The sequence below is a fragment of the Streptomyces sp. NPDC048637 genome (assembly GCF_040650675.1).
In the GTDB taxonomy this organism is placed as follows: domain Bacteria; phylum Actinomycetota; class Actinomycetes; order Streptomycetales; family Streptomycetaceae; genus Streptomyces.
Map to the genome: position 1 here is coordinate 510,031 of NZ_JBEZHQ010000001.1, position 21,980 is coordinate 532,010.

20 protein-coding genes and 3 pseudogenes are annotated in these 21,980 nt (G+C 67.8%); 9 read left to right on the plus strand and 14 right to left on the minus strand.

The window, feature by feature from the left end:
* Positions 1 to 50: 50 nt before the first annotated feature.
* Positions 51 to 818: a type I methionyl aminopeptidase gene (gene map, locus AB0C46_RS02505; protein WP_030987746.1), complete on the plus strand. Its 768-nt coding sequence runs from the start codon at positions 51 to 53 to the stop codon at positions 816 to 818.
* Here map and AB0C46_RS02510 read toward each other — a convergent pair.
* The 3 genes and pseudogenes from AB0C46_RS02510 to AB0C46_RS02520 all read right to left on the minus strand — a co-directional run.
* A pseudogene (locus AB0C46_RS02510) lies at positions 805 to 1,050 on the minus strand (helix-turn-helix domain-containing protein); the annotation flags it as partial. The gene map and the pseudogene AB0C46_RS02510 overlap by 14 nt on opposite strands.
* 343 nt (positions 1,051 to 1,393) lie before the next feature.
* Positions 1,394 to 1,666, minus strand: coding sequence for a hypothetical protein (locus AB0C46_RS02515; protein WP_362825176.1), 273 nt, complete (start codon positions 1,664 to 1,666; stop codon positions 1,394 to 1,396).
* Positions 1,572 to 2,267 carry a helix-turn-helix domain-containing protein gene (locus tag AB0C46_RS02520; protein WP_362825178.1) on the minus strand — a complete coding sequence of 232 codons (696 nt, stop codon included), beginning with the start codon at positions 2,265 to 2,267 and terminating at the stop codon, positions 1,572 to 1,574. Before AB0C46_RS02520 ends, AB0C46_RS02515 begins: the two co-directional genes overlap by 95 nt.
* 189 nt (positions 2,268 to 2,456) lie before the next feature.
* Here AB0C46_RS02520 and AB0C46_RS02525 point away from each other — a divergent pair.
* Both AB0C46_RS02525 and AB0C46_RS02530 read left to right on the plus strand, forming a co-directional pair.
* A pseudogene (locus AB0C46_RS02525) lies at positions 2,457 to 3,220 on the plus strand (SDR family NAD(P)-dependent oxidoreductase).
* Between the two features lie 49 nt (positions 3,221 to 3,269).
* Positions 3,270 to 3,746: pseudogene (locus AB0C46_RS02530) on the plus strand (alcohol dehydrogenase catalytic domain-containing protein); the annotation flags it as partial.
* Positions 3,747 to 3,873: 127 nt separating this feature from the next.
* Here the strand turns inward: AB0C46_RS02530 and AB0C46_RS02535 are convergent.
* A complete protein-coding gene (locus AB0C46_RS02535; RefSeq protein WP_362825067.1) occupies positions 3,874 to 4,122 on the minus strand; it encodes a Tn3 family transposase in 249 nt (82 codons plus the stop codon).
* A 1,152-nt stretch (positions 4,123 to 5,274) separates the two neighbouring features.
* Here AB0C46_RS02535 and AB0C46_RS02540 point away from each other — a divergent pair.
* The 3 genes from AB0C46_RS02540 to AB0C46_RS02550 all read left to right on the plus strand — a co-directional run bounded on the left by AB0C46_RS02540 (position 5,275) and on the right by AB0C46_RS02550 (position 8,008).
* Positions 5,275 to 5,775 carry a winged helix DNA-binding protein gene (locus AB0C46_RS02540; RefSeq protein WP_362825068.1) on the plus strand — a complete coding sequence of 167 codons (501 nt, stop codon included), beginning with the start codon at positions 5,275 to 5,277 and terminating at the stop codon, positions 5,773 to 5,775.
* Positions 5,766 to 7,022 carry an MFS transporter gene (locus tag AB0C46_RS02545; protein WP_362825070.1) on the plus strand — a complete coding sequence of 419 codons (1,257 nt, stop codon included), beginning with the start codon at positions 5,766 to 5,768 and terminating at the stop codon, positions 7,020 to 7,022. The genes AB0C46_RS02540 and AB0C46_RS02545 overlap by 10 nt, the downstream gene beginning before the upstream one ends.
* Before the next feature lie 431 nt (positions 7,023 to 7,453).
* On the plus strand, positions 7,454 to 8,008 hold the full coding sequence (locus AB0C46_RS02550; protein ID WP_362825072.1) for an SMI1/KNR4 family protein: 555 nt from the start codon (positions 7,454 to 7,456) through the stop codon (positions 8,006 to 8,008).
* Between the two features lie 259 nt (positions 8,009 to 8,267).
* On the opposite strand, the gene AB0C46_RS02555 is transcribed toward AB0C46_RS02550, so the two are convergent.
* From AB0C46_RS02555 to AB0C46_RS02565, 3 genes are all read right to left on the minus strand, one after another.
* Complete coding sequence (locus AB0C46_RS02555) at positions 8,268 to 8,606, minus strand: hypothetical protein (protein ID WP_362825074.1); 339 nt, start codon at positions 8,604 to 8,606, stop codon at positions 8,268 to 8,270.
* Positions 8,607 to 8,917: 311 nt separating this feature from the next.
* On the minus strand, positions 8,918 to 9,505 hold the full coding sequence (locus AB0C46_RS02560) for a pyridoxamine 5'-phosphate oxidase family protein (protein WP_362825076.1): 588 nt from the start codon (positions 9,503 to 9,505) through the stop codon (positions 8,918 to 8,920).
* 318 nt (positions 9,506 to 9,823) lie between these two features.
* The gene (locus AB0C46_RS02565) at positions 9,824 to 10,597 is read right to left on the minus strand and encodes a hypothetical protein (RefSeq protein ID WP_362825078.1); all 774 of its coding nucleotides are present in this window, start codon (positions 10,595 to 10,597) and stop codon (positions 9,824 to 9,826) included.
* A 424-nt stretch (positions 10,598 to 11,021) separates the two neighbouring features.
* On the opposite strand from AB0C46_RS02565, the gene AB0C46_RS02570 reads away from it, so the two are divergent.
* On the plus strand, positions 11,022 to 11,438 hold the full coding sequence (locus tag AB0C46_RS02570; protein WP_362825179.1) for a VOC family protein: 417 nt from the start codon (positions 11,022 to 11,024) through the stop codon (positions 11,436 to 11,438).
* Positions 11,439 to 11,544: 106 nt separating this feature from the next.
* Here AB0C46_RS02570 and AB0C46_RS02575 read toward each other — a convergent pair whose 3' ends face one another.
* The 6 genes from AB0C46_RS02575 to AB0C46_RS02600 all read right to left on the minus strand — a co-directional run bounded on the left by AB0C46_RS02575 (position 11,545) and on the right by AB0C46_RS02600 (position 19,200).
* Positions 11,545 to 12,768: a sigma-70 family RNA polymerase sigma factor gene (locus AB0C46_RS02575; protein WP_362825079.1), complete on the minus strand. Its 1,224-nt coding sequence runs from the start codon at positions 12,766 to 12,768 to the stop codon at positions 11,545 to 11,547.
* A 6-nt stretch (positions 12,769 to 12,774) separates the two neighbouring features.
* On the minus strand, positions 12,775 to 13,191 hold the full coding sequence (locus AB0C46_RS02580) for a YciI family protein (protein ID WP_362825081.1): 417 nt from the start codon (positions 13,189 to 13,191) through the stop codon (positions 12,775 to 12,777).
* 369 nt (positions 13,192 to 13,560) lie between these two features.
* Positions 13,561 to 13,911, minus strand: coding sequence for a hypothetical protein (locus tag AB0C46_RS02585; protein ID WP_362825083.1), 351 nt, complete (start codon positions 13,909 to 13,911; stop codon positions 13,561 to 13,563).
* A 308-nt stretch (positions 13,912 to 14,219) separates the two neighbouring features.
* Positions 14,220 to 15,893, minus strand: coding sequence for a hypothetical protein (locus AB0C46_RS02590; protein ID WP_362825085.1), 1,674 nt, complete (start codon positions 15,891 to 15,893; stop codon positions 14,220 to 14,222).
* 1,181 nt (positions 15,894 to 17,074) lie between these two features.
* On the minus strand, positions 17,075 to 17,293 hold the full coding sequence (locus AB0C46_RS02595; RefSeq protein ID WP_362825086.1) for an EF-hand domain-containing protein: 219 nt from the start codon (positions 17,291 to 17,293) through the stop codon (positions 17,075 to 17,077).
* Between the two features lie 395 nt (positions 17,294 to 17,688).
* On the minus strand, positions 17,689 to 19,200 hold the full coding sequence (locus tag AB0C46_RS02600) for a hypothetical protein (RefSeq protein WP_362825087.1): 1,512 nt from the start codon (positions 19,198 to 19,200) through the stop codon (positions 17,689 to 17,691).
* A 105-nt stretch (positions 19,201 to 19,305) separates the two neighbouring features.
* On the opposite strand from AB0C46_RS02600, the gene AB0C46_RS02605 reads away from it, so the two are divergent.
* Positions 19,306 to 19,479 carry a hypothetical protein gene (locus AB0C46_RS02605; RefSeq protein WP_362825089.1) on the plus strand — a complete coding sequence of 58 codons (174 nt, stop codon included), beginning with the start codon at positions 19,306 to 19,308 and terminating at the stop codon, positions 19,477 to 19,479.
* A 50-nt stretch (positions 19,480 to 19,529) separates the two neighbouring features.
* Here the strand turns inward: AB0C46_RS02605 and AB0C46_RS02610 are convergent, their stop codons facing one another.
* Complete coding sequence (locus AB0C46_RS02610; RefSeq protein ID WP_362825091.1) at positions 19,530 to 20,570, minus strand: vWA domain-containing protein; 1,041 nt, start codon at positions 20,568 to 20,570, stop codon at positions 19,530 to 19,532.
* A 542-nt stretch (positions 20,571 to 21,112) separates the two neighbouring features.
* On the opposite strand from AB0C46_RS02610, the gene AB0C46_RS02615 reads away from it, so the two are divergent.
* On the plus strand, positions 21,113 to 21,799 hold the full coding sequence (locus AB0C46_RS02615; RefSeq protein ID WP_362825092.1) for an RDD family protein: 687 nt from the start codon (positions 21,113 to 21,115) through the stop codon (positions 21,797 to 21,799).
* Positions 21,800 to 21,980 lie beyond the last annotated feature (181 nt).

Here is a 21,980-nt window from a genome sequence, read left to right on the forward strand (position 1 = left end):
CCGGTATAGTTAGACCGGGATAGTTATTGGACATACATGAGAGGTCCCCCATGATTGAGATCCTGAACTCCGCGCGGCTTGAGCGGGCGAGGGACACCGGCGCCCTGGTCGGAAACATCCTGCACACGCTGAAGCAGCGCAGTACTGTCGGGACGAACCTGCTGGACATCGACCAGTGGGCCAAGGAGATGATCACCGAGGCGGGAGCGCAGTCCTGCTACGTCGACTACGCGCCTTCCTTCGGGCGAGGCCCGTTCGGGCACTACATCTGCACGGCCGTCAACGACGGAGTGCTCCATGGGCGGCCTCACAACTACACGCTGGCAGACGGGGATCTGCTGACTCTCGACCTCGCCGTAGCCAGGGGCGGGGTGGCCGCGGATGCCGCGATCAGCTTTCTGGTGGGCAAGGCCAGGCCGGCGGAGAGCGTCGCGATGATCGAGACGACCGAACGTGCACTCGCCGCCGGCATCGCCGCCGCCAAGCCTGGAGCGCGCATCGGCGACCTCTCCCACGCCATCGGCACGGTCCTCAGCAAGGCGGGCTACCCGATCAACACCGAGTTCGGAGGCCACGGCATCGGCTCGACCATGCACCAGGACCCACACATCGCGAACACCGGACGGCCCGGCCGCGGATACAAGCTGCGCCCCGGACTGCTGCTCGCCCTGGAGCCCTGGGTCATGGCCGACACTGCCACCCTCGTCACCGACGCCGACGGTTGGACGCTGCGCAGCGCGACAGGCTGCCGGACCGCGCACAGCGAGCACACCATCGCCATCACCGACAGCGGAGCCGAAATTCTCACCCGACCGTAAGGGGGGGTAGCGCCGAGTCCGCCAGATGCGGCTTGAGCTGGAACTGCCGCCAGATCCGGCCCACGGTCGACTTCGACAGGCCACTGTGCAGCGCCATCGACGTTCGCGACCAGTAGGTGGCGTTTTTCGGCAGCTGTTCCAGCGTGGTGACCACCACCACCTCCACCTGATCAACGCTGATGGTGGGCGGCCGGCCCGGCCGGGGCTCGTCGACCAGTCCGTCCAGCCGCTCGGCAAGGAAGCGTCACCGCCACTTGCGGACGGTGTCCGCGGTCAACCGCAGATCCCGGGCAACCGCGACACTCGGCGGTACTTCCGCCCCGCACACGCCAGCACGATCCGGCGCCCGCAGAGCCAGGGCCTGGGCCGATGTCACCCGACGCGTCCACCGCTCCCACTCAGCCCGCTCGTCATCAGACAGCAGCAACGGCTCCCACTTCGGGCCCCAGGCGGCCTGCGGCCCCTGCGCGCCCTGGGCGCCACCGACGACTGATGACCGGGCGCCGAGGCGGTCCGCGGATGGCGGAAATCGTGGCGCGGCCGTTCTGAACGTACTGCCGGGCGGCCGGTGTTCGTCAGGATGTCTTCGGGTGGGGGGCGTCTGCTGCCCTGCTGTGTGCTGTGCCGGTGAGTTCAGTCTGTGAGAGTGCGGCGAGGAGTTGCAGCTTCTCGTCGCTGTCGCTGTCCTTGTCGGGGTAGTAGACGACGAGGATGACGTCGTCGATGGGGAGTTTGTCGCGGTGGAGGCGTAGTTCACCGACGACGGGGTGGTGGACGGTGGTGGTGCCTCCGTCGAGACTGCGGACGTCGTGTCGGGCCCACAGGATGCGGAACCGCTGACTGGACAGTGCGAGTTCCCCGACGAGTTCGACGAACCGTGGGTTGTCGGTGTCGTCCCCGATGGTGGTGCGAAGAGCGGCGACGAAGCTGGCGGCGGCTTTGGCCCAGTCCTGGTGAAAGGCTTTGTTCCTCGGGATCGAGAAAGCGGGAACGAAGCCGGTTCTGGCCAGGCCGCAGGCGCGGGGAGAGCGCGACGGCCATGGGGTTGGAGGCCAGGACGTCGAAAGCGCGCCCTTCGACGAACGCGGGGATCTGGAGGTGGGCGAGGAGCTGGTGCACCCGTGCCGGTACGTGCTCGGGCCGCTTGCGGCGCGGTGCCCTGGGGCGTGCTGCCGTGAGGCCGAGCAGATACGTCCGCTCGATGTCGTCGAGACCCAGGACGCGCGCGAGTGATTCGAGGACCTGCGGTGAGGGATTCTTGTCGCGGCCGCGTTCCAGTCGCAGGTAGTAGTCGGGGCTGATTCCGGCGAGCAGGGCGACTTCCTCACGGCGCAGACCGGGCACGCGGCGGTTACCGCCAGGCGGGATCCCTGCCTGCGCCGGGGAGACCAGCTCACGCCGGGCGCGAAGGTAGCTGCCGAGCCGGTTGCCGGATTCCTCATCCTTCATACCGACACCGTGATGCGGTGCGCGTGTCTCAGAGGGGGCCCTGGCAGGACCAGGGAAGACGGGGGCCCTGCCACACCCGGCGAATGCCGTCAAGACTGCGATAGCACTGTTTTGAATGAGACAGAGAGCATCACTGTCTGCGCCGCGGGCCTGAACGCCGGCGGCGCCCTGGGCTGAAGGGAAGACCTCGTGGATCTCTCCAACCGCACCGTTCTCATCGTCGGCGGGACCTCAGGTATCGGGCGAGAGCTGGCCCGGCGGTTCGCCGCGGCGGGCAGCACCGTGGCCGTTGGCGGTCGCAGCCCGGAGGCACTCGTGGAACTCGCCGGAGAGGGCTTCGGCACAATCAACATCGATGTCACCGACGTTGCCTCCGTCGCATCTGCCCGTGACGCCGTGCTCGCCCGGTACCCCGAGCTGGACACCGTGGTGACGATGTCGGGCGTCATGCTCCTGGAGGACCTGCGCGACCCCGCGCACTTCGAGGCGGCAGCAACGACGATCGACACCAACCTGCTCGGTACCATCCGGGTCATCGACGCCTTCACCCCGCACCTGATCCGGCGGGGTGCCGGCACCTTTATCACCGTCACCTCCGGCATCGCCTTCCTGCCGTTCCCGCCCATGCCCAGCTACGCCGCATCGAAGGCCGCGGTGCACGCCTACTCCGAGGCACTGCGCGCCCAGCTCGACGGCACCGGTGTCCGTGTCGTCGAGCTCGTCCCCCCGGCCGTCGCCACGGCAGGACAGGAAAAGGTGAACCCGCACGCGCTGCCGCTCGACGACTTCGCCACCGAGGTCATGCACCTGCTCTCGCAGGACCCCACCCCCCCCACGAGATCCTCGTGAAGGGCGTCCTCGTGCACCGCTGGGCCGAACGCGACGGCACCTACGACGACCTCGTCGCACAGCGCTCCCAGGCCCTGGCCATGCTCCCCAGCCGCCAAGACTGACACCCTCCCCCCGATCGGCGGCCTCCTGGGGTAGAGCCGAGGTAAGCGAATCACAGGGCACGGAGGGCCGGAGGTTCTTGAGCTGACGGAGGTCGCCGTCCCTGCCCCGCGGGCGGGAGAGGTACTGGTCCAGGTCAGCGCGCTAGCCCTGAACAACACCGACCTGTGGACTCGGGAGGGCGCCTACGGCCGTCCGGGAGACCCGAAGGCGCTGTCGAGCCGGCGCGGCACGATCGACTTCCCGCGCATCCAGGGCGCCGACGTGGCTGGCCGTGTCGTGGCCGTCGGTACCGGAGGGGAGGGGAGCCTCGTCGGACGCCGAGTGGTTGTCGACCCCGCGATCTACGACACCGAAGGGCCGGACGCCCACCCGGTGGGCCTGATGGGGAGTGAACGCGACGGGGGATACGCCGAGTACGTGACGGCGCCGGTGGAGCGTGTACATGACGTGACCAAATCCCCACTCACGGACGACCAGCTCGCGACGTTGCCGACCGCCTACGGCACGGCGCTGGGGATGATCGAGCATCCACCGGTTCTGACACAGCTTCTCACTCCCGAAGGATGCGAGGACGCCCCGATCCTGGGCAGGGAACGCGTCGTCAGCGTCCTGCGCCGCTGAAGGCACGCCACCAGGTGGGCACCCTGCTGGTTCAGGCTGCCTGGCCGAGGCCGGCGGCGGTCAGGTCCTGGTCGCGGAGCTGGGTGAAGTCGACGTCGACCTTGGGGTCGTACGCTTCGGGCTGGATGCCGAGTTCGTGGGTGGAGTACTCGCCGAACCGTTTGATGTGCTCGGTCAGGTACGGCGAGATGTGCGCCAGGTCCTCCGGGTCGATCTCCCAGCCCTCCTCCAGGAGCTGGCGGACGATCTCCGCGAGGTCCAGGGCGTTGTGGAAGATCACCGCTTCTCTGAACTCATACGGTGCGCTTCCGGACGGTCATCGGCCAGCCGCTGGCGTCGGGCCTGCCACTCGTCCAGCGGGATGGCTCCGAGGCTTCAGCACCCTGTGAAAGCGGGGGCCCAGGCGAGGAGGATCCCGCTGGCCTCAGCGAGTGAGGTCCACCTGGGGTCGGCTGGCTGCTTCTCCAGCACCAGAACAGGACGTACTCGACCGAACGTCCTTGCCAGTTGGAGCTGATGGGCATAGTCGAGAACCTGTCCGATCCGATCCCCAGTCGAATCTGCTGATCCTCACTTGCGCCGGTCAAGCTCTTCACCTCGGCGTGAAGACGTCGTCATCACGCGACCAGCCCGCATCGAATCGAGGAGCATTGCGAGCGTGCCCGCGGGGTTCGATGTTCTGGCCGGACAGGTGGTCGATGAGTGCCGCGATCTCGTCTTTGCGACCAACGAAGTCCAGCGATGACGGACGATCACGCGTCCACGATCACGCTCCCGATCAGCACGAGCACCGCCACCCGAACATCACACCAGCCCCGCTGACCAGCAAAGACCACGATGGCGGTCTCTCACTGGACGTCCAGCAGCGCCTTCCCTTGCGCGCGGCGCTCGTCGAGTTCGAGCAGAGCCTGCGATGCCTGCTCAAGCGGGAAGCGCCGCCCCATCACGGGCTGACGCGGACAAGCTCGTCGAGAACACTACGCAGTCGCTCGTCCGTCACGAGATCAGGTTCCATCCTGACTACCTAACACGGCCGCAACCGGCCTGGCACCCAATTTGGTGTCCCCCAATCTGGTATTCCCAACGGATAGGGCGCGCCCGGCAGTTCAATAATGGGCTCTGGCCGGCCTCTGCCGTCGCCGAGCGGTTTCCGCTGGTGGATCTGTCGGTGCGGGATCCGGGCATGGCACCGGAGCCGCGGGCACCGGGAAGACCACCGCGATCACCCAACTCGGCAAGAACTGCGAACTCCTTGCCCGGCGCATACGGAGACCCCTCCGTCCCTCACCGTTCCGGATCGAATTTGCGACCTACCCCGAGACCGTCAAGCTCACGGCCTCGCCTCACGGCGTGTGATGTCGACCGAATAGTCGGCCGGGCACCGGCATCGCAAAAGCAACAGTACTTATATAAGCACTGATATGATGCGCTCATGGCTGACTCCCATGCACTCGACCCGACCCAGCAGAGCCTCTGGCGGCCCCTACGCCTGCTCCAGGCGTCGATGGACGCCGACATCGCCCGGATCTACTCCGAGCAGCAGATCTACGGGCTCAAGCCCAGCTTCGTCATGGAGCTGCTCCAGCTCCACGCCTGGGGACCCATGACCATCGCGGAACTGGCCGAGTCGGTCCACCGCACGCATTCGGCACTCAGTCAGAAAGTCGCCGCCATGCGCACAGCTGGCTGGGTGCAGACCGTCGTGGGCGAGGACGCGCGCACCAGGAAGGTGACGCTCACTGACAAAGCCCGCCGCGTCGTCGGTCGTCTGGCGGTGGAATGGCGGGCCACCGAGGCCGCCCTCGCAGACCTTGAAGCCGAGATTCCCTACCCGCTCTCCCAGGTCGTCACCGATATCGAGCAGGCTCTTGAGCGCAAGAGCTTCCACGACCGGATCGCCGAGAAGCTGGCTGAGGATCCCACATGGGGATGAGACACACGCTGATCGACGTGACTCCGCTACGGTCGTCACCACCGTTCCGGCGGTTATGGATCGGCCAGACCCTGTCCGGTTTCGGCAGCCAGATGACACTCGTCGCCGTCATGTTCCAGGTCTGGCAGATGACGAAGAGTCCCACGTGGACGGGAGCCGTGGGGCTGGCGCAGGCGATTCCGCTCATCGCGCTCGGATTGTTCGCCGGATCGCTCGTCGACCGACTGGACCGCCGGAAGTTCTACCTGCTCACGACCAGCGGACAAGCCGTCTGTTCGCTCCTCCTCGCACTCCAGGGCTTTCTCGGACACTTTCCTGCCGCCGGTGTTCTGGGGCTGGTCGCACTCCAGTCCTGCTTCGTCGCAGGCGGCGGCCCGGCCTCGCGCACCTTCATTCCGCACCTTCTGCCCAAGCACCAACTGGCAGCGGGACTGGCGCTTAGACGCATCGCCTTCCAGGGCGCCATGCTGCTCGGTCCCGCGCTGGGCGGACTGATCGTGGGCGGACTCGGAGTCGGCGCCTGTTACCTGATCGACGCCTTCACATTCGTCGCCGCGCTCTACGGTGCGTTCGGCTTGCCGCGGATGAACCCCGGAGAGGAGCCTGCACGGCCTGGCCTGCGCGGAGTGCTGGACGGTTTGGCCTTCGTGGGCCGCACTCCCGTCATTCGCGGGGCCCTGCTCACAGACCTGGCCACCACCGTGTTGTCGATGCCCATCAGCCTGTTCCCCTTGGTCAACGCCGAACGATTTGGCGGCAATCCGCGGACACTTGGACTGTTCCTCACCGCCATAGCCGTCGGCGGCGTCGCAGCATCCCTTTTCTCCGGGACCTTCATCCGGCTGCCCCGCCCCGGCCTGGTCATGCTTGGCGGATCCGCCACCTGGGGCGTGGCGTTGACGCTGTTCGGCATGTCACCCAGCCCCTGGGTCGGTTTGGCCTTCCTCGTCATCGCCGGCGCCGCCGACACCGTCTCCGTCGTCTCCCGGAGCACCGTCGTCCAGATGCACACCCCCCACGAACTACTCGGCCGCGTCAGCGCTGCTGAACAAATCGTCGGTCAAGCCGGTCCCGACATCGGCAACATGCGCGGTGGCCTCATCGCAGACGCCACCTCGGGAGCATCAGCCCTCGTCAGCGGTGGCCTGCTCTGCCTCGGTGCCGTCGCCGTGGTGGGTGCCACCACGGCAGACCTGCGCAGCTCCTCCGCAACGTCCCCTCCCCACACGGCCTCAGCCAGCCCATGAGCCGGGCTCGCGTTCCAGAAACTGCCGAGTTCGGCGAGAAAGACACCAGACCAGTCTCAGCGCGACTGACAAACCACAGCTCAGCGAACCGACCCTCACCAGGCTCGATGACCCACCAGCGCAAGCTGATCACCCCGCACGACACATGACACTCCAGCAAACGGAGCCGTGTCACGCCAAGATGACAACTCCCAGCTCGGAGACCTCCAGCCGGCGAACCTCGATGAGAACGGACAGCGGTGGTCAAACGCCCGGGAACATGCCATCAGCGCCCGGGGTTATGCCTGCCGGCTATCAGCTACCGGCTATCGGCTGCCGCAGCCAGGGAAGGGTGCGCAGGTGCACCAGCATCTTGCCGAAGGCCGCCACCGCAGCCGCGTAGTGCCAAGGGCGGCGGACCGGGGCGCCGGCGTCATTGTTACGGTCGCTGGATGGAGACCTGGGACGAGGGCACCGTACGCGCTGGGATACGGGAGATGGCAGCACGGGACCCAAAGCGGGAACGCTTCGGAGCGGATACGCACCGGTACGAGCTGGCGCCCGCGCTACCGGAGGCGGAGATCAGGGCGTTCGAGGAAGTCCACGGTGTCGGTCTTCCGGCGCAGTACCGGTCCTTCGTCGCAACGGTGGGCAACGGCCCCGCCGGTCCCGGCCACGGGTTGATGCCGTTGACCGTCCCCCGACCGGAGGCCGGTGAGGAATGGGCCGTGGACGACGAGTGGGAAGAGGACCGGCTGCCGGGCCGGCTCGCCGCGCCGTTTCCCCTCACCGGACCCCTGCCCGGCCGGATCGACGTGCGGACGACCGGTGAACTGACCCAGGGCACGCTCGTGTTGGCCGAAGAGGGCTGCGGCATCTTCCTCCGGCTGATCCTGACCGGCCCGCGCGCGGGCGAGGTCTGGCGGATCGACCCGGACTGGGGCGGTTTCGTCCCGGCGAGCCCGGGCTTTCGCACCTGGTACACCGAGTGGCTGCAGCGCCCGTGAACCCGCCCCCCGCCGTCCGGGGGGGGGGCGACCCGCCGGCGCCTCCGACGCAGGGCATCCCAGGAGCAAGCAACTCAGGCCGCTCAAACTTGGGTTGCACTCGCTTCACTTTCGCCGGCACGGGACAGCGGGAGGGCGCCCGGCGCGAGAGCTTCATCCGTGCCTTGTCTGCGTCGATCTCGCCCCGTCCTAAGTGACCTGGGCTGTTTCGTCCTTGACGGGCGAGTGTGGTCGCAGCGGTAGCAGCCGTTCAGGAGGCTCATCCCGAGGCCATGGCCGCCCCGAGCAGGATGGCGTAGAGCAGGGGGAACATGGCCAGGCCGAGCGCGGTGCCCGCGGCAGCCATGCGCAGACCGCGCACGGAACGGCGGTGGGGGAGGAGCCAGGAACCGGCAAGCAGCACCAGGGCGATCACGATCGCCATCTCGATCCCGCTGGTATAGCCGTCGGCCCCGAACGTCATGTACTCCCACACAAGCGTGGGCAGACCAGGAAGAGACGCGATCAAAGGCGCCTTCCACCAGGTGGCGTGGATTTGGGGCTGGACGTCATCAATGACCATCTGCCCACTCCAGCAGTAGCGGAAGGGGGAACGCATCAGGTCTTGTACTCATTCCTCTGGGGAAAAGTACCCAACGCCATCCACCGACGGGGAAACAAGGCGGCTCAACGTTGATCACCTGGCGGTGTGGTCGTGCCACGGTCGGACCCGGTTGGCCACCGGCCGGACCCGTTTGCCCCCTGGCCGCACCCGTTTGCACACTGGCCGCAGCGGCTCCAGCATGGCCCACTCTGCGTCCGTCTGACCGCCTCTCAGACCGCCTCTCAGACCTCCTCTCAGACCTCCTCTGCTGATCACGTCACCGGACAACGAGCTGCCTGGCCGAAGAAGAGCCGAAGAGAAGTGGCTCAGAGACTGCGGGGCGGCAGCGGAAGCGGCAGTCCGGGCAGGCCGTCGATGCTCGCGGCGATGTGCTCCTTTTTCTCGAAGTAGCGGGCCAGTGATTCGTCGTCCTCGCGCGCGAAGCGCTTGCGATGCAGATCGCGGTCTGCTTCATAGGCCATGAACGGTACGGCGTAACCGCAGGTGTCACGGATGAGTTCGGCCGTCACCACAATGACGGCGCGCAGTCCGTGTGGGGTCGGGTCGATGTCCGGGAAGTGCGTGAGCAGTTGACCGAAGCGCGGGTCGTTCCGGAAGACCGCCTCACCACGACCGTGCACGCGGACGATGTTCGGCGGGCCCTGGAACGCGCACCACATCAGGGTGATACGGCCGTTCTCGCGTAGATGCGCGACGGTCTCGGCGTTGCTGCCGGCGAAGTCGAGGTAAGCCACCGTCTGTTCATCGAGTACCGCGAACGAGCCGGTGAGGCCCTTAGGGGAGAGGTTTACCGTGCCATCGCCGGACAACGGCGCCGTCGCGGTGAAGAAGATGGGCTGTGACTCGATGAAGGCGCGCAGCCTGCCGTCTATTCGCTCGTACGTTTTTCCCATGCCTCTGATTCTCGACCACACCCTGCCGGGGCGTCTCCACGTCGACACCCCGAGGTTGGAGGATCTCGCAGATCCGGCGGGCCCATCCCGTCTGCCTCCTACGGGGCTGACGAGGAGGGCTGGTGGCCTGCTCCCGCTCCGGCGACCCCTGTGATACCGAGGCCGCCGCCTGCGTGACGTGGTCCAGCGGTTCGCCCAAGAATCCACTCACGGCTGGCCGCGCCCTGGCGGAGTTCTGTGGGCAGGAAGATCTCTCGGCAGAGGACGAAGGCCGCGCGGCGCTGCGTGCCGCAGAACGCGGCACGCAGCGGCAGGCGGTCAGGGCTCGACCGTGACCGGCTTCTCGGCGCGAAGGTCGCTGACGAAGCCGCCGTTGACCACGCGCATCCAGTAGGCGTGCGTGCGGTCAGTGGGGGGAACGCCGGGGCTACGCTCCAGTTTGCGGTCCATCGAGGTGGCGCCGCTCTGGACGTTCCGTTGGAACGTGTAGGGATGCCACAGGCCGAGCTCGCTGGAGTAGAAGGGCTTGCGCTCCATCAGGATGACCTGGTTCGGGTTGCCCTGCGCAGGCTTCCAGGTCACGCGGACGGTGGCCGCGTCGAGGCGGTCGATGGACGTCAGGGCCGGTGCCTTCGGTATCACCGAGGAGGCGGCGGGCTTGAGGTCGTTGCTGTGGATCGTCCGCGGGACGGACGGATCGTAGTGCTCCGGGTGGTCCAGCTTCCCGGTGACGCGGAGCGCGGTGGGCGCCTGGCCCTGCCCGCCCGCGCACGTGTCGACCTGGACGACCTTGCTCCAGTCGTCGGAGAGCCTCACATAGTCCTCCTTCTGGACCGTCAGCTCGCGGGCACCACCGCCAAAGACCCCGCTCACGGAGTAGACGTAGCGGGAGTCGTGGGAGCGGACCACCTGGTAGCTGCACCGGTCCACGGCCGCGGCGCGCGCGTCGATCGCCGTCCGGAGCGACGGTGAGTCGCCGGCAGCTCCGGTGGTGGGGGCCGACGGGGCCGCTGTGGCGACGGCTGTGCCCGAGGCGAGGGCCCCGAGGCTCAGCGCGCATGTGGCGATGGCGGCAGCGATACGAGATGGCATGCATCCTCCGGTGATATCCAACGGCTCACGGGAGCCGGTGAGTAGATGACGTGCTGAGCCGAACCCCGGCCGCCTGCGTGGCCCGGGCACGGGTGCGTCTGTGGCGCGGGACGCCTCGGACGTTGGTCGGCCCTGTTCGGGAGGACCGACCAGGACTGGACGCTACCGGCAATTTACGGTCAAGAAAAAGTCAAAAATCAGCAAAGTAGTGGCTTTAAGTCGCCTGTCGTCAGTTGATGCTGCTCGCTGCCGAGGTGATGGCTGGCTGTGCGGCAGTGTTTGGTCCGCCGGCTGGTGTCCGGAGGAAGCGAATGCCGGATTCTGCCGGCCATGCGGGGAGTGGCCACGACCTTCGGGTCAGCCGACTTCGCCGCTGACGCACGTAGGGTGCCCGCACTGACCATTCGTCATGAAAGGGCTGAAGGTGACCTCTCGTCTCAATCCGTACATCAGCTTCTCCGGTGAAGCGAAACAAGCCATGGAGTTCTACAAGGAGGTGTTCGGCGGCAACCTGGTGGTCCACACGTATGGTGGCTTCGGCTCCGAGGCGCCCCCCGGGTACGCCGAGAAGATCATGCACAGCATGCTCGAGACCGCCAGTGGATTCACGCTGATGGGCTCCGACAATCCGCCTGGGATGCCGCACAACCCCGGGAACAACATCGCGGTGAGTCTGAGCGGCGACGACGCGGACGAACTGCGCGGCTACTGGGACAAGCTGTCCGACGGCGCCACAGTGTCCGTCCCTCTGGAGAAACAAATGTGGGGCGACGTGTTCGGCATGTGCACGGACACATTCGGTGTCACGTGGATGGTCAACGTCAGCGAACAGCAGACCTGATCCGGCGTCGACGCGTCGGCGACCCAATGGGGCCGCCGACGCGTGTCAGTTCAGGTCTCGCCCGTGCGCACCCGACGAGCCCGTCACCCGGCCTGTCGGACCGGCCTCAGCGCCTCAGGCGGGCCGCGCGTGCCTGGAGGTAGCGCCGTTCCGGCAGGCTCAGGGTCTGGGCGGCCGCCGATTCGTACGCGGCTCGGGCCGCCTCGGTCTCGCCGGTGCGTTCCAGGAGGTGGCCGCGGACCGCGTCCAGCCGATGTCCCTTCAACTCGCCCTCCAGCAAGCCCAGTTCGGCCAGTCCGGCGCGCGGGCCGTGGACCATGGCGACGGCGACGGCCCGGTTGAGGCGTTCGACGGGGCCGGGGACCAGACGTACGAGGAGGTCGTACAGCCCCAGGATCTCCCGCCAGTCCGTGGCCTCGGCTGACGGCGCCTCGTCGTGCACGGCGGCGATCGCGGCGCGTAGCTGGTAGGGGCCGGGGCGGCCCCGGGACAGGGCGCTGGTGACCAGAGCGACGCCCTCCTCGATTGCGGCCTTGTCCCAGCGGCCGCGGTCTTGTTCGTCGAGCGGGACGAGGTCGCCATGAGGGCCGGTGCGCGCGTCGCGGCGCGCGTCGGTGAGCAGCATCAGGGCGAGCAGACCGGTCACCTCGCAGTCGTCGGGCAGCAGCCGGTGGACCCGGCGGGTCAGCCGAATGGCCTCGCCCGCCAGGTCACGCCGTTGGACGGCAGTGCCGGAGGTGGCCGTGTAGCCCTCGTTGAAGATCAGGTACAGGGTGTGCAGCACGGCCGGGAGGCGCTCCTCCCAGTTCTCCGGACGCCTGAACCGCACGCCCCGTACCTTCTGCTTGGTCCGGCTGATGCGCTGCGCCATGGTCGCCTCCGGAACCAGGTACGCGCGGGCGATCTCCGCCGTCGTCAGACCGCCGACCGCACGCAGGGTGAGCGCGATCTGAGCGGCCGGCGTCAGGCCGGGATGGCAGCAGAGGAACAGCAGCAGGAGGGTGTCGTCCTCGCGCGGCGCCCGGTCAGCACCCGGCGGCGGGGCCGTGAAGGCGTCCCGCGGAGTGAGCGCCGCCGCCCTTTCCTCGCGCTGACGGCGCGCCTCCTCACTGCGCAGGGCATCCGTCAGCCGCCGTGCGGCGACCTTGATCAGCCAGCCGCGCGGGTTGTCCGGGACACCGGTTCGCGGCCACTGCCCGGCCGCCGCGAGCAGCGCCTCCTGTACGGCGTCCTCGGCGGCGTCGAAGTGCCCGTAGCGCCTGACCAGCGCGCCGAGAACCTGCGGCGCGTGCCGGCGCAGCAGGTCCTCGATTCCGGTGCTCGCTCCCATGGACCCTCAGCAGGTGTCCCCGGCGCCGTCCATGATGGGCCGGATCACCACCGGGTACTCGGGTGCCCCGGCGGGCTGGGGACACCGGGCGACCCGCTCGGCGATCGCCGTGACCCGCTCCAGGCTCGCGCAGTCCAGCACCCAGTAGCCGGCCAGCAGCTCCTTGGTCTCGCCGTACGGACCGTCGGTGATGACGGGCTTGCCGTCCGCACTCAGGGAGACATGCCGGGTCCGGTCCGGATCGGCCAGTCCCTGGCCGTCGACGAGCTCGCCGCTCTCGGAGAGGTCGTCGTTGATCGCGGCCATGTAGGCGTACATGGCCTGCAGCTCCTGCTCGCCCCAGGCGGGGGAGTGCTCGGACGCCTTGCCTCGCATGGCGTCGTAGTCCGCCTGCGTGCCCTGCACCATGACCAGGTATTTCATCAGTCCGCTCCTTCGGTGTGTGTCGGCTCGGCCGCCCCGCGGTGGGCGACTCTCACAGGGGACGTCGGAGCCGGGCAGGGATTCTCGACATGGCTTCGGGGCGGGGCCGAGATTCTTCCGTGGCGGATGTGCCGCGCTGCTCCTCGCGTCGGCGCCCCCCTTGACGTACGCCTCGGGGGGCCGCCCTGGGGACGGCCACCTACTTCGGCCTTCACGCGCCCAGCGTCCTGCACCGCCGGACGGACCGTTTCGGCGGGCTGTCCGCAGACAAGAGAGACGTGCTCTTCGCTGCCCATGCCCTCAGGGTAGGCCGGGGTGAGCAAGTAGGAGAGGCGCGATGTACGTGTGCGCACCGTGCCCACACGCTCCTCACGGGTCTCGTTCGAAGAGGGGCAGGCCCATGTTGGCGGGCAGGATCCACGGTGCGCCGAGGATCCGCCGCGGCACACCGCGTCGTAGCCCAGGCCGAGGACGACAGCGGGCGCGAGGTGCTTGCCGATGCTGTTCAGGCTCGCCGTCGCCGACTTCTGGGACCGGGTGCGGTGCCCCGCCAATGCGGTGATTCTGTTCGCCGCTGGGGCGGATGTCCCCGGGTTGATGAACGGCGGCGGCTGGTTCCACCACCGGCACCCGCGCGCCGAAGCCCGCCGCGATGCGGTCGTCGGGCAGCCGCGCACCGGCGGGACCCGTAGTGGGGCAGCGCTTCTGGTCGTCGTCCACATTGGGCAGCATCAGCGCACCGCGGCTGCGGGTCCACCCGCCCCGGGAGACGGCAGCCGTCTCATACTTTCGGCGGGCCGGCCCGCACCTTCCGCAGCCACGACCCGAGCACGTCACGGCCGGGGGCTGCTCTTGCACGGGAACGCCGCGATGGCCGCGGTGCCGAGGGGAGGAGAAGGAGCGGGGGAGGAGAAGGGGCAGGGGAGGAGAAGTGTCGGGGGAGAGAGAAGTGCAGCGCGCGGGGAGTAAGGGAGTCGAAGGGAGCCGGAGGGAGCCGTGACACAGCGTCAGTCCGCTGTGTCACGGATTTAGTCGGAGCGGCAGTTGCCCTTCGCGCCCGCGGTGTCGAGGCGGCAGAAGCATGACGCCTCGACGGGGACGTCGGCGAGTGCCGTGGCCACGGTGAGTTGCTGGGCGACGATGCGGGCTTCTCCCGTCCTGCCGAGCTGCAGGAGGCATTCGTGGAAGCCGTGGAGGGCCCAGACGTTTCCTGGATGCTGCGAGGACCTGGGCAGGGTGTCGTCGAGTCCGAGGTCGGCCCGGTAGACGGCCTCGGCCTCTTCGATGCGGCCCTGCTCCAGCAGGAGCGCCCCGTAGGCGTGGCGGGTCGGCTGCATCCAGCCCCACGGTTCGTCGTAGGGCAGGTTGTCGTCGAGCTCGATGGAGCGCTCCAGGGAGGCAAACGCCACGTCGTACTCGCCCTTGCGGTATGCGAGCTCGCCGTCGAGCATGGCGGAGGCGATCGCCAGGATGTCCCGGCACGTGTTGTTGAACAGCATCCGCGTCTCGGGCACCTTTTCGGCCGTGTGGCGGAACAGTTCTCGTTCGGCCTCGGCCTCGGCGGTCGCCCCGCGCGCGGAGTACGCCACTCCGCGCGCGTAGTGCAGCATCGCCGTGGTGACGCAGTACAGCTCCGGGTCGGCGGGCATCGGCAGCGCGAGGATGTCCGTCCACCGGCCGAAGCGGATCAGTACATGCACCCGCATGGCGAGGAAGCCCTCCAGCCAGTCGGCCATGGGCGGGCTCTGCACGCGCAGCAGCTCCTCGGGGATGGACGCCTCAAGTTGCGCGGCCGTCTCCAGTGCCGTCCCGGACTGGCCGAGGAACATCGCGCCGTAGATCTTGAAGTGGTAGTTGTGCGAGCGGTACAGCGTGTAGAAGTTCATCGCGCCGGCTCGCCGCAGGTACTTCTCGTCGGCCCTGATCGCGTCGCTGTTGCCCGACACGACCCGTCGGTAGTCCCCGCACAGCACGTCGAGATGCGAGGGCATGTGGTGCAGGTGGCCCGCGTCCGGGACCAGTCCTCGAAGCCGGTCGGCGAGTGAAAGAGCCTTCTCCGGCGTCGGCGACATCTCCATCAGGTGGATGTACATGTGCAGGGTGCCCGGGTGAACGGTGCCGGTCGCGGTCAGCAACGCGCGGTCGAGGACGGCCTTCGCCTCCAGCGTGCGCGCGCCGACGGCGGGCTCGCCCGTGCCCAGGTCCCACAGCTGCCACGGGGTGAGGTTCATCAACGCGTCCGCGTAGAGGGTGGCGACGTCCAGGTCGGCGGGTGCGCGTTCGTATGCGGCGCGCATGGCCTCGGCATAGGGCTCGTTCCAGATGGAACAGTCCTCCGCGGCGTGCGAGGCGGGGTACCGCTCGCGCAGCGCCTCGATGAGCGCACGCTCGGTCGGCGTGGCCCCCTCGCACAGTGCGTGTGCCCGTTCGACGGCGGCGTGCGCGCGTTCCACCGTGCGCTGCAGATCGGCGTCGTCGAAGAAGTCCCAGGGCTTGTTGTAGTTGGGGCCCAGGGCGTACGCGATGCCCCAGTACGCCATGGCGCAGCCGGGGTCCGCTGCCGCCGCCGATTCGAAGCAGGTGACCGCCTCTTCGTGGTGGAAGGCGTAGCTCCAGACGAGGCCACGGTCAAACCAGCGCTGTGCTTCCGGCGAACGAGTCGATACGGGCCGGGTGAGGGTCCCCAGGTCGAAGTAGTCCATGAGATCTCCTGCAAAGGGATGCGACTCGACGACAGTCGGTGCTCAGTGCTCAGTGCTCAGTGCTCAGTGCTCAGTGCTCAGTGATTGGTGCGCAGTGCCGCAGCGCTCAGTGCGCAGGCTCCGACCGAGGCTTTGCGGTGGGCCTCCGCGTTGACGAGCAGAGCAGGCCCGTAGCGGCTTCTCCCTGCTCACAAGTGTGGCCCCGTCGATGGTCCCGCCACGAGCGAGCGACGCTGACCAGGAACGCGACCGGTATGCACCGCCGGAGCGCGGAGGGCCTCTCCGGCACACGCCGCGTGATCGGGACGACTCCGGGCACGAACCCACCGGCGTCGGCGCACCGGGTGATCACGTCCGGCTTCCTGGCGCAGGGACGTTCCGGGAAGCGGACCGGGAGGTTGGCGAAGGAGGAGAGGCGCACCGCGTGGATGCGGACCGGGAGGCCGGCGACGGAGGGGAGGCGCACCGTGTGGATGCCGAGCACACTGTTGTCGATCTTGTACACGCGAGACATGGCACTCCTTCCCCTCCGTTGCGCCGCCTCGGTCAGCGCCGCCTTCGTTCCCGTGGGCTGCTTCAGCGTGGTGACCATGCCCACCGGGCGGACCAAGGTGTCCCGGATGGACGAACGCCGCGCCGGTCGCGCCGCCGCGCTGCTGCACCGTCTCGAAGAGGTCCGCCTGCTCCTGGCGGACCGCTCCCGGAGAGTTCCGTTCGACTGTAACCCGGCTGTGGCCGGCGTCCGGATACTGCTCGGGTGCCACGCCGAGGAGCGCCGCCAGAGCGCAACCGGCCTCCGGCCTGCGGCCGGGGCGCCGAAAGCCGCGAGCACGCGACCCCGGGTTCATGACGACCCGGGGTCTGCGTGTACGGGTGTGTTCGGCCGGCTCGACCGCCATCCGCGGCTACTGGGCAGCCCAGCGCTCCGATGCGACATCGAAACCGTTGTAGCGCCGCCGGCCCACATTCGGCACGGCGGGCATCAGGACGGTCCGTACGCCGCTCATCCCGTGCTCATCCCGTGCACATCCCAGTCGTTCTCCTGGCCCTTGCAGTCCATCTCAGGCCACAGGTCTTGCGGGAATACAGGCATGGTCGCGCTTTGAGCCGTCCACGACCCACGCGATGACGGGAAGGGTCCAGACCGCCTGCGGCACGTTCACGTGCCGGACCCGGCAGTGTCAGCCCTTCATGGCCGCCCAGAACTCCTCGAAGGACATCTGGCGATCGCCGTTGGTGTCGAGCGAGTCGATCAGCTCCTGGGCCTCCGACTCGGTGATCTCCGAGCCCTCCAACTCCGCCACGACCTTCCGGTATTCGGCCGCGGTGACCAGGCCGTCCCCGTCGACGTCGTAGCGCTCGAAGACCTTCCGCGCCGCCGTCTCCATGATGTCTGCCATGTGCTCCGCCCTTCTACGATCTTCGTTGACGGGCCCAGGCTATCCGTCCCCCCGGAGCAACACGGGCGCTGCCCCACCCTCCCAGCGGTTGCGGGCCGAGCTCGTTCCAAGGCCCATGCCTCCACCCCGACCGTGACGCAGGGGCTCGCTGATGAGAACCCACACAGCGCAGACGTCGTCTCCCCGCTGGTGCAAGCAATGCGGAAGAACCCTGCAAGGACGTCGACTCACCCCACCCGTACGGGCATGGCCGCGACCGTCATGCCCCTGCATGCCGAGTTCGGCAAGGTGGCGCGTTGCCTGTCGAGCAGGGTTCGCGGTGGTGGTCGAGTTCGCTGGGCACGGTCCGGATGAGTGATCGGCAAGCTGTTCCGGAGGTATGCCCTGTGCTCGGGTCAGGGCACGAGCTGCGACATCACGCCAAGCGGTAGTGAGGGGTTGGATGCCGCCGCTTCCACCACTTGGCAGTCGTCGTCAGCGAGCAGGTCGACCACCACCTGTGGCGGCAGGGCCGGGTGTCCGGCCGCAATGCGCCTCGCCCGCTTGTTGGCCAAGCAGGCGAGCAGCGACGAGGGAGTTGCCCCGCGATGCCCAGCCACCTCTCGGAACGCCCTTTGGACCGGCGGTTCGTGCCGTGCCAGGTCCTCCAGCAGTGCTGGCGACGCGTCCGGATTGGCCGCCACCTTGGCGACAACCTGGACGCCGTGCCTGTCGACCATGGCGCGCAGCTGAGCCTCGGAGAGGCCGGCGTGCCCCGCGATGGACTTGACCACTTTCGCGTCGGGGTCGGCCGCCAACGCGTCGCGGATCTCGTCCGGCAGATCGCGCCGTTCGGCCAGGAGCATCCGCACGACCGGATCCGGCGACGTGGCCAGCTCCTTGACCTCGGCAGGGGAAGCAGCGGCGATCCGGGGCAGAAGGGTCGAGCCGATCTTGGTGACACCCGCCAAATAGGTGAGTACGTCGAGCGGTACACGAGGGTTGAGCGCGAGACTGCGTCGCACCTCAGGATCGCGATCCGTGGCCAGCACGCGCATCACTGCCTCACCGGTCGCGGGATTCTCCGCGAGATCGGCCCGGACGCCAGGAGAGGGATCACCGGCGAGCCCGTCGCAGATCTGAGGCGGCAGGTCGGGGCGGGCAGCGAGCTGCCACCGCAGGAGCATCGAAGAGTGGTCGGCGAAGCCGACGACGGCTTCGGTCGGCGTGGCCGGATTACGCAGCGCCCTCACATGCAGCTCGTGAAGGGTGGACTGGTGGCAGCCGTCGCACGCGGCACCCGGCCGCAGATCGCAGTTGGACCGCGGGCAGTGCGGATCGTGTACGAAGGGCGTCACCTCTCGGTCGCAGACCAGGCACCGCTGCGCCGGTGGCAGCCCCTCACCCGTGATCAGCATCGCCAGCACGACCGGTGGTGTCGTCTCGTTGGCCGCCACCGCGCTACGGACTTCGGCATGCGGGTGCCGCGCGAGCCTGGCCGCCATGTCCGGCGTTGTCCACAGTGCAAGCTCGGCGACGACTCGTACGTCCGGGTCGGCGGCGAGAGTCTCCACCACATCAGGCGGTAGGCCGGGGCAGGCGGCCAGCCTCTCACGGTGTTCCACGACCGGATCCGTGGCGAGGAGACGTGCCCACTCCGGGCGGCCGGCGCCCTCATCGAGCAAGGCGAGCGCGGCACGAGGCTGTGTCACCGGATCGATATCAGCAACGGTCAGCTTGCGCTCATAAGCCAACTGCACAGCTGCCTCCGCAACGCGCGCAGCCAGTGCAACCGCCTGCGCATGACTGAGGTCCTCGCGACTGGCGACAACGGCGGCGAGTTCGGAGTCTGCGACCTCGATCAGCCGGTCGACCAACTCCGATGGCAGGGCTGGATTGGCGGCGAGCCCGCACAGAACATGAGTCACCGAAATATTCTGCCCGGACCGTGATCGAACAGCTCACGGATTTCAACGCCGAGGACTAACTGGCTGACCTCGCTCGCGCGGCAGGACTTCCGCTGGAGCCATCCGATGACGGCTGGAGAGGTCATGGACATGGTCGCCTCTCGCAGCTATGTGATCACTCTGGAGCCCGCAACACGGCAGGAACTGCTGGGGCGGGTCCGCGCGCTGCTGGACGCAAAGCGGCCGAGGGAGATGCCCTACGTGACGGAGTGCTATCGAGCTGAGCTCGGAGCGTGGTGAACTCGAAGGGAGGCAGCCCCGCCAGTCGGACTGGCGGGGCCGCTCAGGCGTCAGAGCATCAGCAGTAGCCGTGTGTGCGGAACCAGCTTTCGGTTGACGCTGGTGCTCTGCACGAAGATCGTGAATTCGTCGTTGTGGTCCGGCTTGACGCGAACTTCCGTGTCCGGCAGGCCGAGCAGGGCTCGGGCCTCCGGCCCCGCGTACACCCGGTCCGTCTTTTTCTCCAGCACTGCAATCTGCTTCCGCGCCTGGATCTTCTCTGACTTACTCAGCTGATAGAACGCACAACCGGTACGGAAAGTGTGCCCGCATTCGATGACCCAGTCCCGGATTACCGCATCGCGAGCCACCGGAATCAGCTGGTACTCGGACGGATTCACGGGGGTGAGACCGGCTGCCTCTATGGTGTCCTTGTTGACAGTCTCGGCACCCGTAGAGAACACCGCCCGTGACCCCCGGATGCCCTGGGCGCGGCCCACCATAAAGTTCTCGGTTGCCTGCTGGATGACCTGCCCGGCCTCCTCCAGGCCCTGTGTGCTCGTGGCGTCCCAGATGGCGATGTTGTCCTTCGGGAAACCGCACTGCATGGCCTCGCGCTTGCCCATCTGGTCCGGCACAAGGACGGCCAGCGTCCAGTTGTCCTCCTGTGTCTCGGTCATCTTGGCCACGGCCTGCACCAGTTTCCGCGGATCCTTGGCAGGGGCGTCCGGGCAGCGATGACTTGCGTTCTCCTGTCCGTCGGTCAGTACGAACGTCAGGAAGCTGTGGTCGCCGTAAAGTTGAGCGGTCTGCGCCAGCTCCCGCTGCGACTGCAGCGTGGCCGCCAGCAGAGCCGTCATTCCACCAACCCGATACAGCTGTTTCAGGGACGGCATTCGCAGCACGTCCTTGTCGTAGATGACGCACTCCACCTTGTTGGCGAAGACGTACACCGTGACGCGGGTCTCCTGGTCCAGTTCCTTCGATCGGCGGGCCAGATAGGCAATCTGCTGGTCGGCGACTTCGACGACCTTGCCGCTCAGGTGTGACATGGACGAACTGGCATCCAACACAAGAGCAACGTGATTGATGTAGTTCTGGGTTCCGGACATGTTCGCTCCCCCTTTTCCGACTCGATGCACTCACCTTCTCACCCACCACTGACAATCGACCTTGAAGACCAGGTGGGATGCAGACGCGCAACGCCCTGACCTGCCACGAGGAAGGATCCGGGCCTGGTGCCCGTCACCCGTGCCGCATCAGCGAGCCGTCCGGGAGAGAGCCGACCAGCCTGAACCGGGGGTGCATGGAGGCATACAACGAGGGTTGCACTGCCGTCGAGTGACGATGCCTCAGGAAGCAGGTGTGGCCCCGTGGTACGCATCCCCCGCGTTGCCGACAACCCCTCTCTTGCGCCTGGTGGTGGGTGGGGAGTGGGTGCGGGCTCGTGATGTACGCGGCCAGAAGCTGGCTCGATTACCTGGGCGACCGACGGAGACGATGCCTCCCGGGTCTTGACTGGACAGAGCCGAGCCGCAACTAGAAAGATCGTCGCGAAGTTGCGCAGGTGTCGTCCGGGGGTGGGCCAGTCAAGCTTGTTTTCCTCCGAGTCACGCTGCATCGTCCCCACTGACACATCGGAGAAAAACCACAGATGAGCTTCGGCGACCCGAACAATCCCTACGGCCAGCCACCGCCGCAGGCCCCGTACGGAGCTCCGCAGCAGCCGGCCCAGTACGGCTACCCGCAGCCGCCGCAGCCGCCGCAGCCCCAGCAGGCGTACGGGGCTCCGCAGCAGCCCGCCCGGTACGCCTCTCCTCAGCAGGCCGCGCAGGGCCACGGCTACCCGCAGCAGCCCGTAATGCCTGTCGGGCCCGGGGCGTACGCGAGTTGGGGCAGCCGTTTCGGTGCCTTCCTGATCGACTTCCTGGTCGCCGGTCTGGTGCCGGTCATTGCGGTCATCATCGCGCTCGTCCTTGAGAAGACCTTGTATTCGGGCTGCCTCATGGAGCATGAGTGCCATGTGGCCCGGGAGAAGGTAAGAGTCCCCATCATCATCGGCCTGTTGGTGGTCGCCGTCCTGTGGGGCTTCGCCGCCAACATCTTCATCCTCGTCAAGGAGGGCAAGGGCGCTTCGCCGGGCAAGAAGGCCATGAAGATCCGGCTCATACGCGAGGACACCGGCCGGCCGCTCGGCTTCGGTCTGGCCCTGCTGCGCAGGATCTGCCACGGGCTGGACAGCGCGGCATGCAGCATCGGCTACCTGTGGCCGGCGTGGGACGCGAAGGGCCAGACCTTCGCGGACAAGGTCATGCGCACGGTGGTCGTCAGCACCGAGTAGGCCGACGCCGAGCCGGCCGCGGGTCGGCGCCCCTTCCGCCCGAAGGCCCCCTCGCATCCGCGCGAGTGGGGCCTTCGCGCCGCTCGGCCCGGACGTCGCGGCCCAGTTGGTGGTGTCCCAGTTGGTGTCCCAGTGCGCTGTCGGCAGGAAGCCGTCGCTGCTGCTGCCGTACTCGGTGGCA

Excerpts from the sequence above, each read along its gene's own strand:
- map (WP_030987746.1), top strand. The coding sequence starts at position 51 with ATGATTGAGATCCTGAACTCCGCGCGGCTTGAGCGGGCGAGGGACACC.
- AB0C46_RS02520 (WP_362825178.1), bottom strand. The coding sequence starts at position 2,267 with ATGAAGGATGAGGAATCCGGCAACCGGCTCGGCAGCTACCTTCGCGCC.
- AB0C46_RS02540 (WP_362825068.1), top strand. The coding sequence starts at position 5,275 with ATGGCTGACTCCCATGCACTCGACCCGACCCAGCAGAGCCTCTGGCGG.
- AB0C46_RS02545 (WP_362825070.1), top strand. The coding sequence starts at position 5,766 with ATGGGGATGAGACACACGCTGATCGACGTGACTCCGCTACGGTCGTCA.
- AB0C46_RS02550 (WP_362825072.1), top strand. The coding sequence starts at position 7,454 with ATGGAGACCTGGGACGAGGGCACCGTACGCGCTGGGATACGGGAGATG.
- AB0C46_RS02555 (WP_362825074.1), bottom strand. The coding sequence starts at position 8,606 with ATGCGTTCCCCCTTCCGCTACTGCTGGAGTGGGCAGATGGTCATTGAT.
- AB0C46_RS02560 (WP_362825076.1), bottom strand. The coding sequence starts at position 9,505 with ATGGGAAAAACGTACGAGCGAATAGACGGCAGGCTGCGCGCCTTCATC.
- AB0C46_RS02565 (WP_362825078.1), bottom strand. The coding sequence starts at position 10,597 with ATGCCATCTCGTATCGCTGCCGCCATCGCCACATGCGCGCTGAGCCTC.
- AB0C46_RS02575 (WP_362825079.1), bottom strand. The coding sequence starts at position 12,768 with ATGGGAGCGAGCACCGGAATCGAGGACCTGCTGCGCCGGCACGCGCCG.
- AB0C46_RS02580 (WP_362825081.1), bottom strand. The coding sequence starts at position 13,191 with ATGAAATACCTGGTCATGGTGCAGGGCACGCAGGCGGACTACGACGCC.
- AB0C46_RS02590 (WP_362825085.1), bottom strand. The coding sequence starts at position 15,893 with ATGGACTACTTCGACCTGGGGACCCTCACCCGGCCCGTATCGACTCGT.
- AB0C46_RS02595 (WP_362825086.1), bottom strand. The coding sequence starts at position 17,293 with ATGGCAGACATCATGGAGACGGCGGCGCGGAAGGTCTTCGAGCGCTAC.
- AB0C46_RS02605 (WP_362825089.1), top strand. The coding sequence starts at position 19,306 with ATGACGGCTGGAGAGGTCATGGACATGGTCGCCTCTCGCAGCTATGTG.
- AB0C46_RS02610 (WP_362825091.1), bottom strand. The coding sequence starts at position 20,570 with ATGTCCGGAACCCAGAACTACATCAATCACGTTGCTCTTGTGTTGGAT.
- AB0C46_RS02615 (WP_362825092.1), top strand. The coding sequence starts at position 21,113 with ATGAGCTTCGGCGACCCGAACAATCCCTACGGCCAGCCACCGCCGCAG.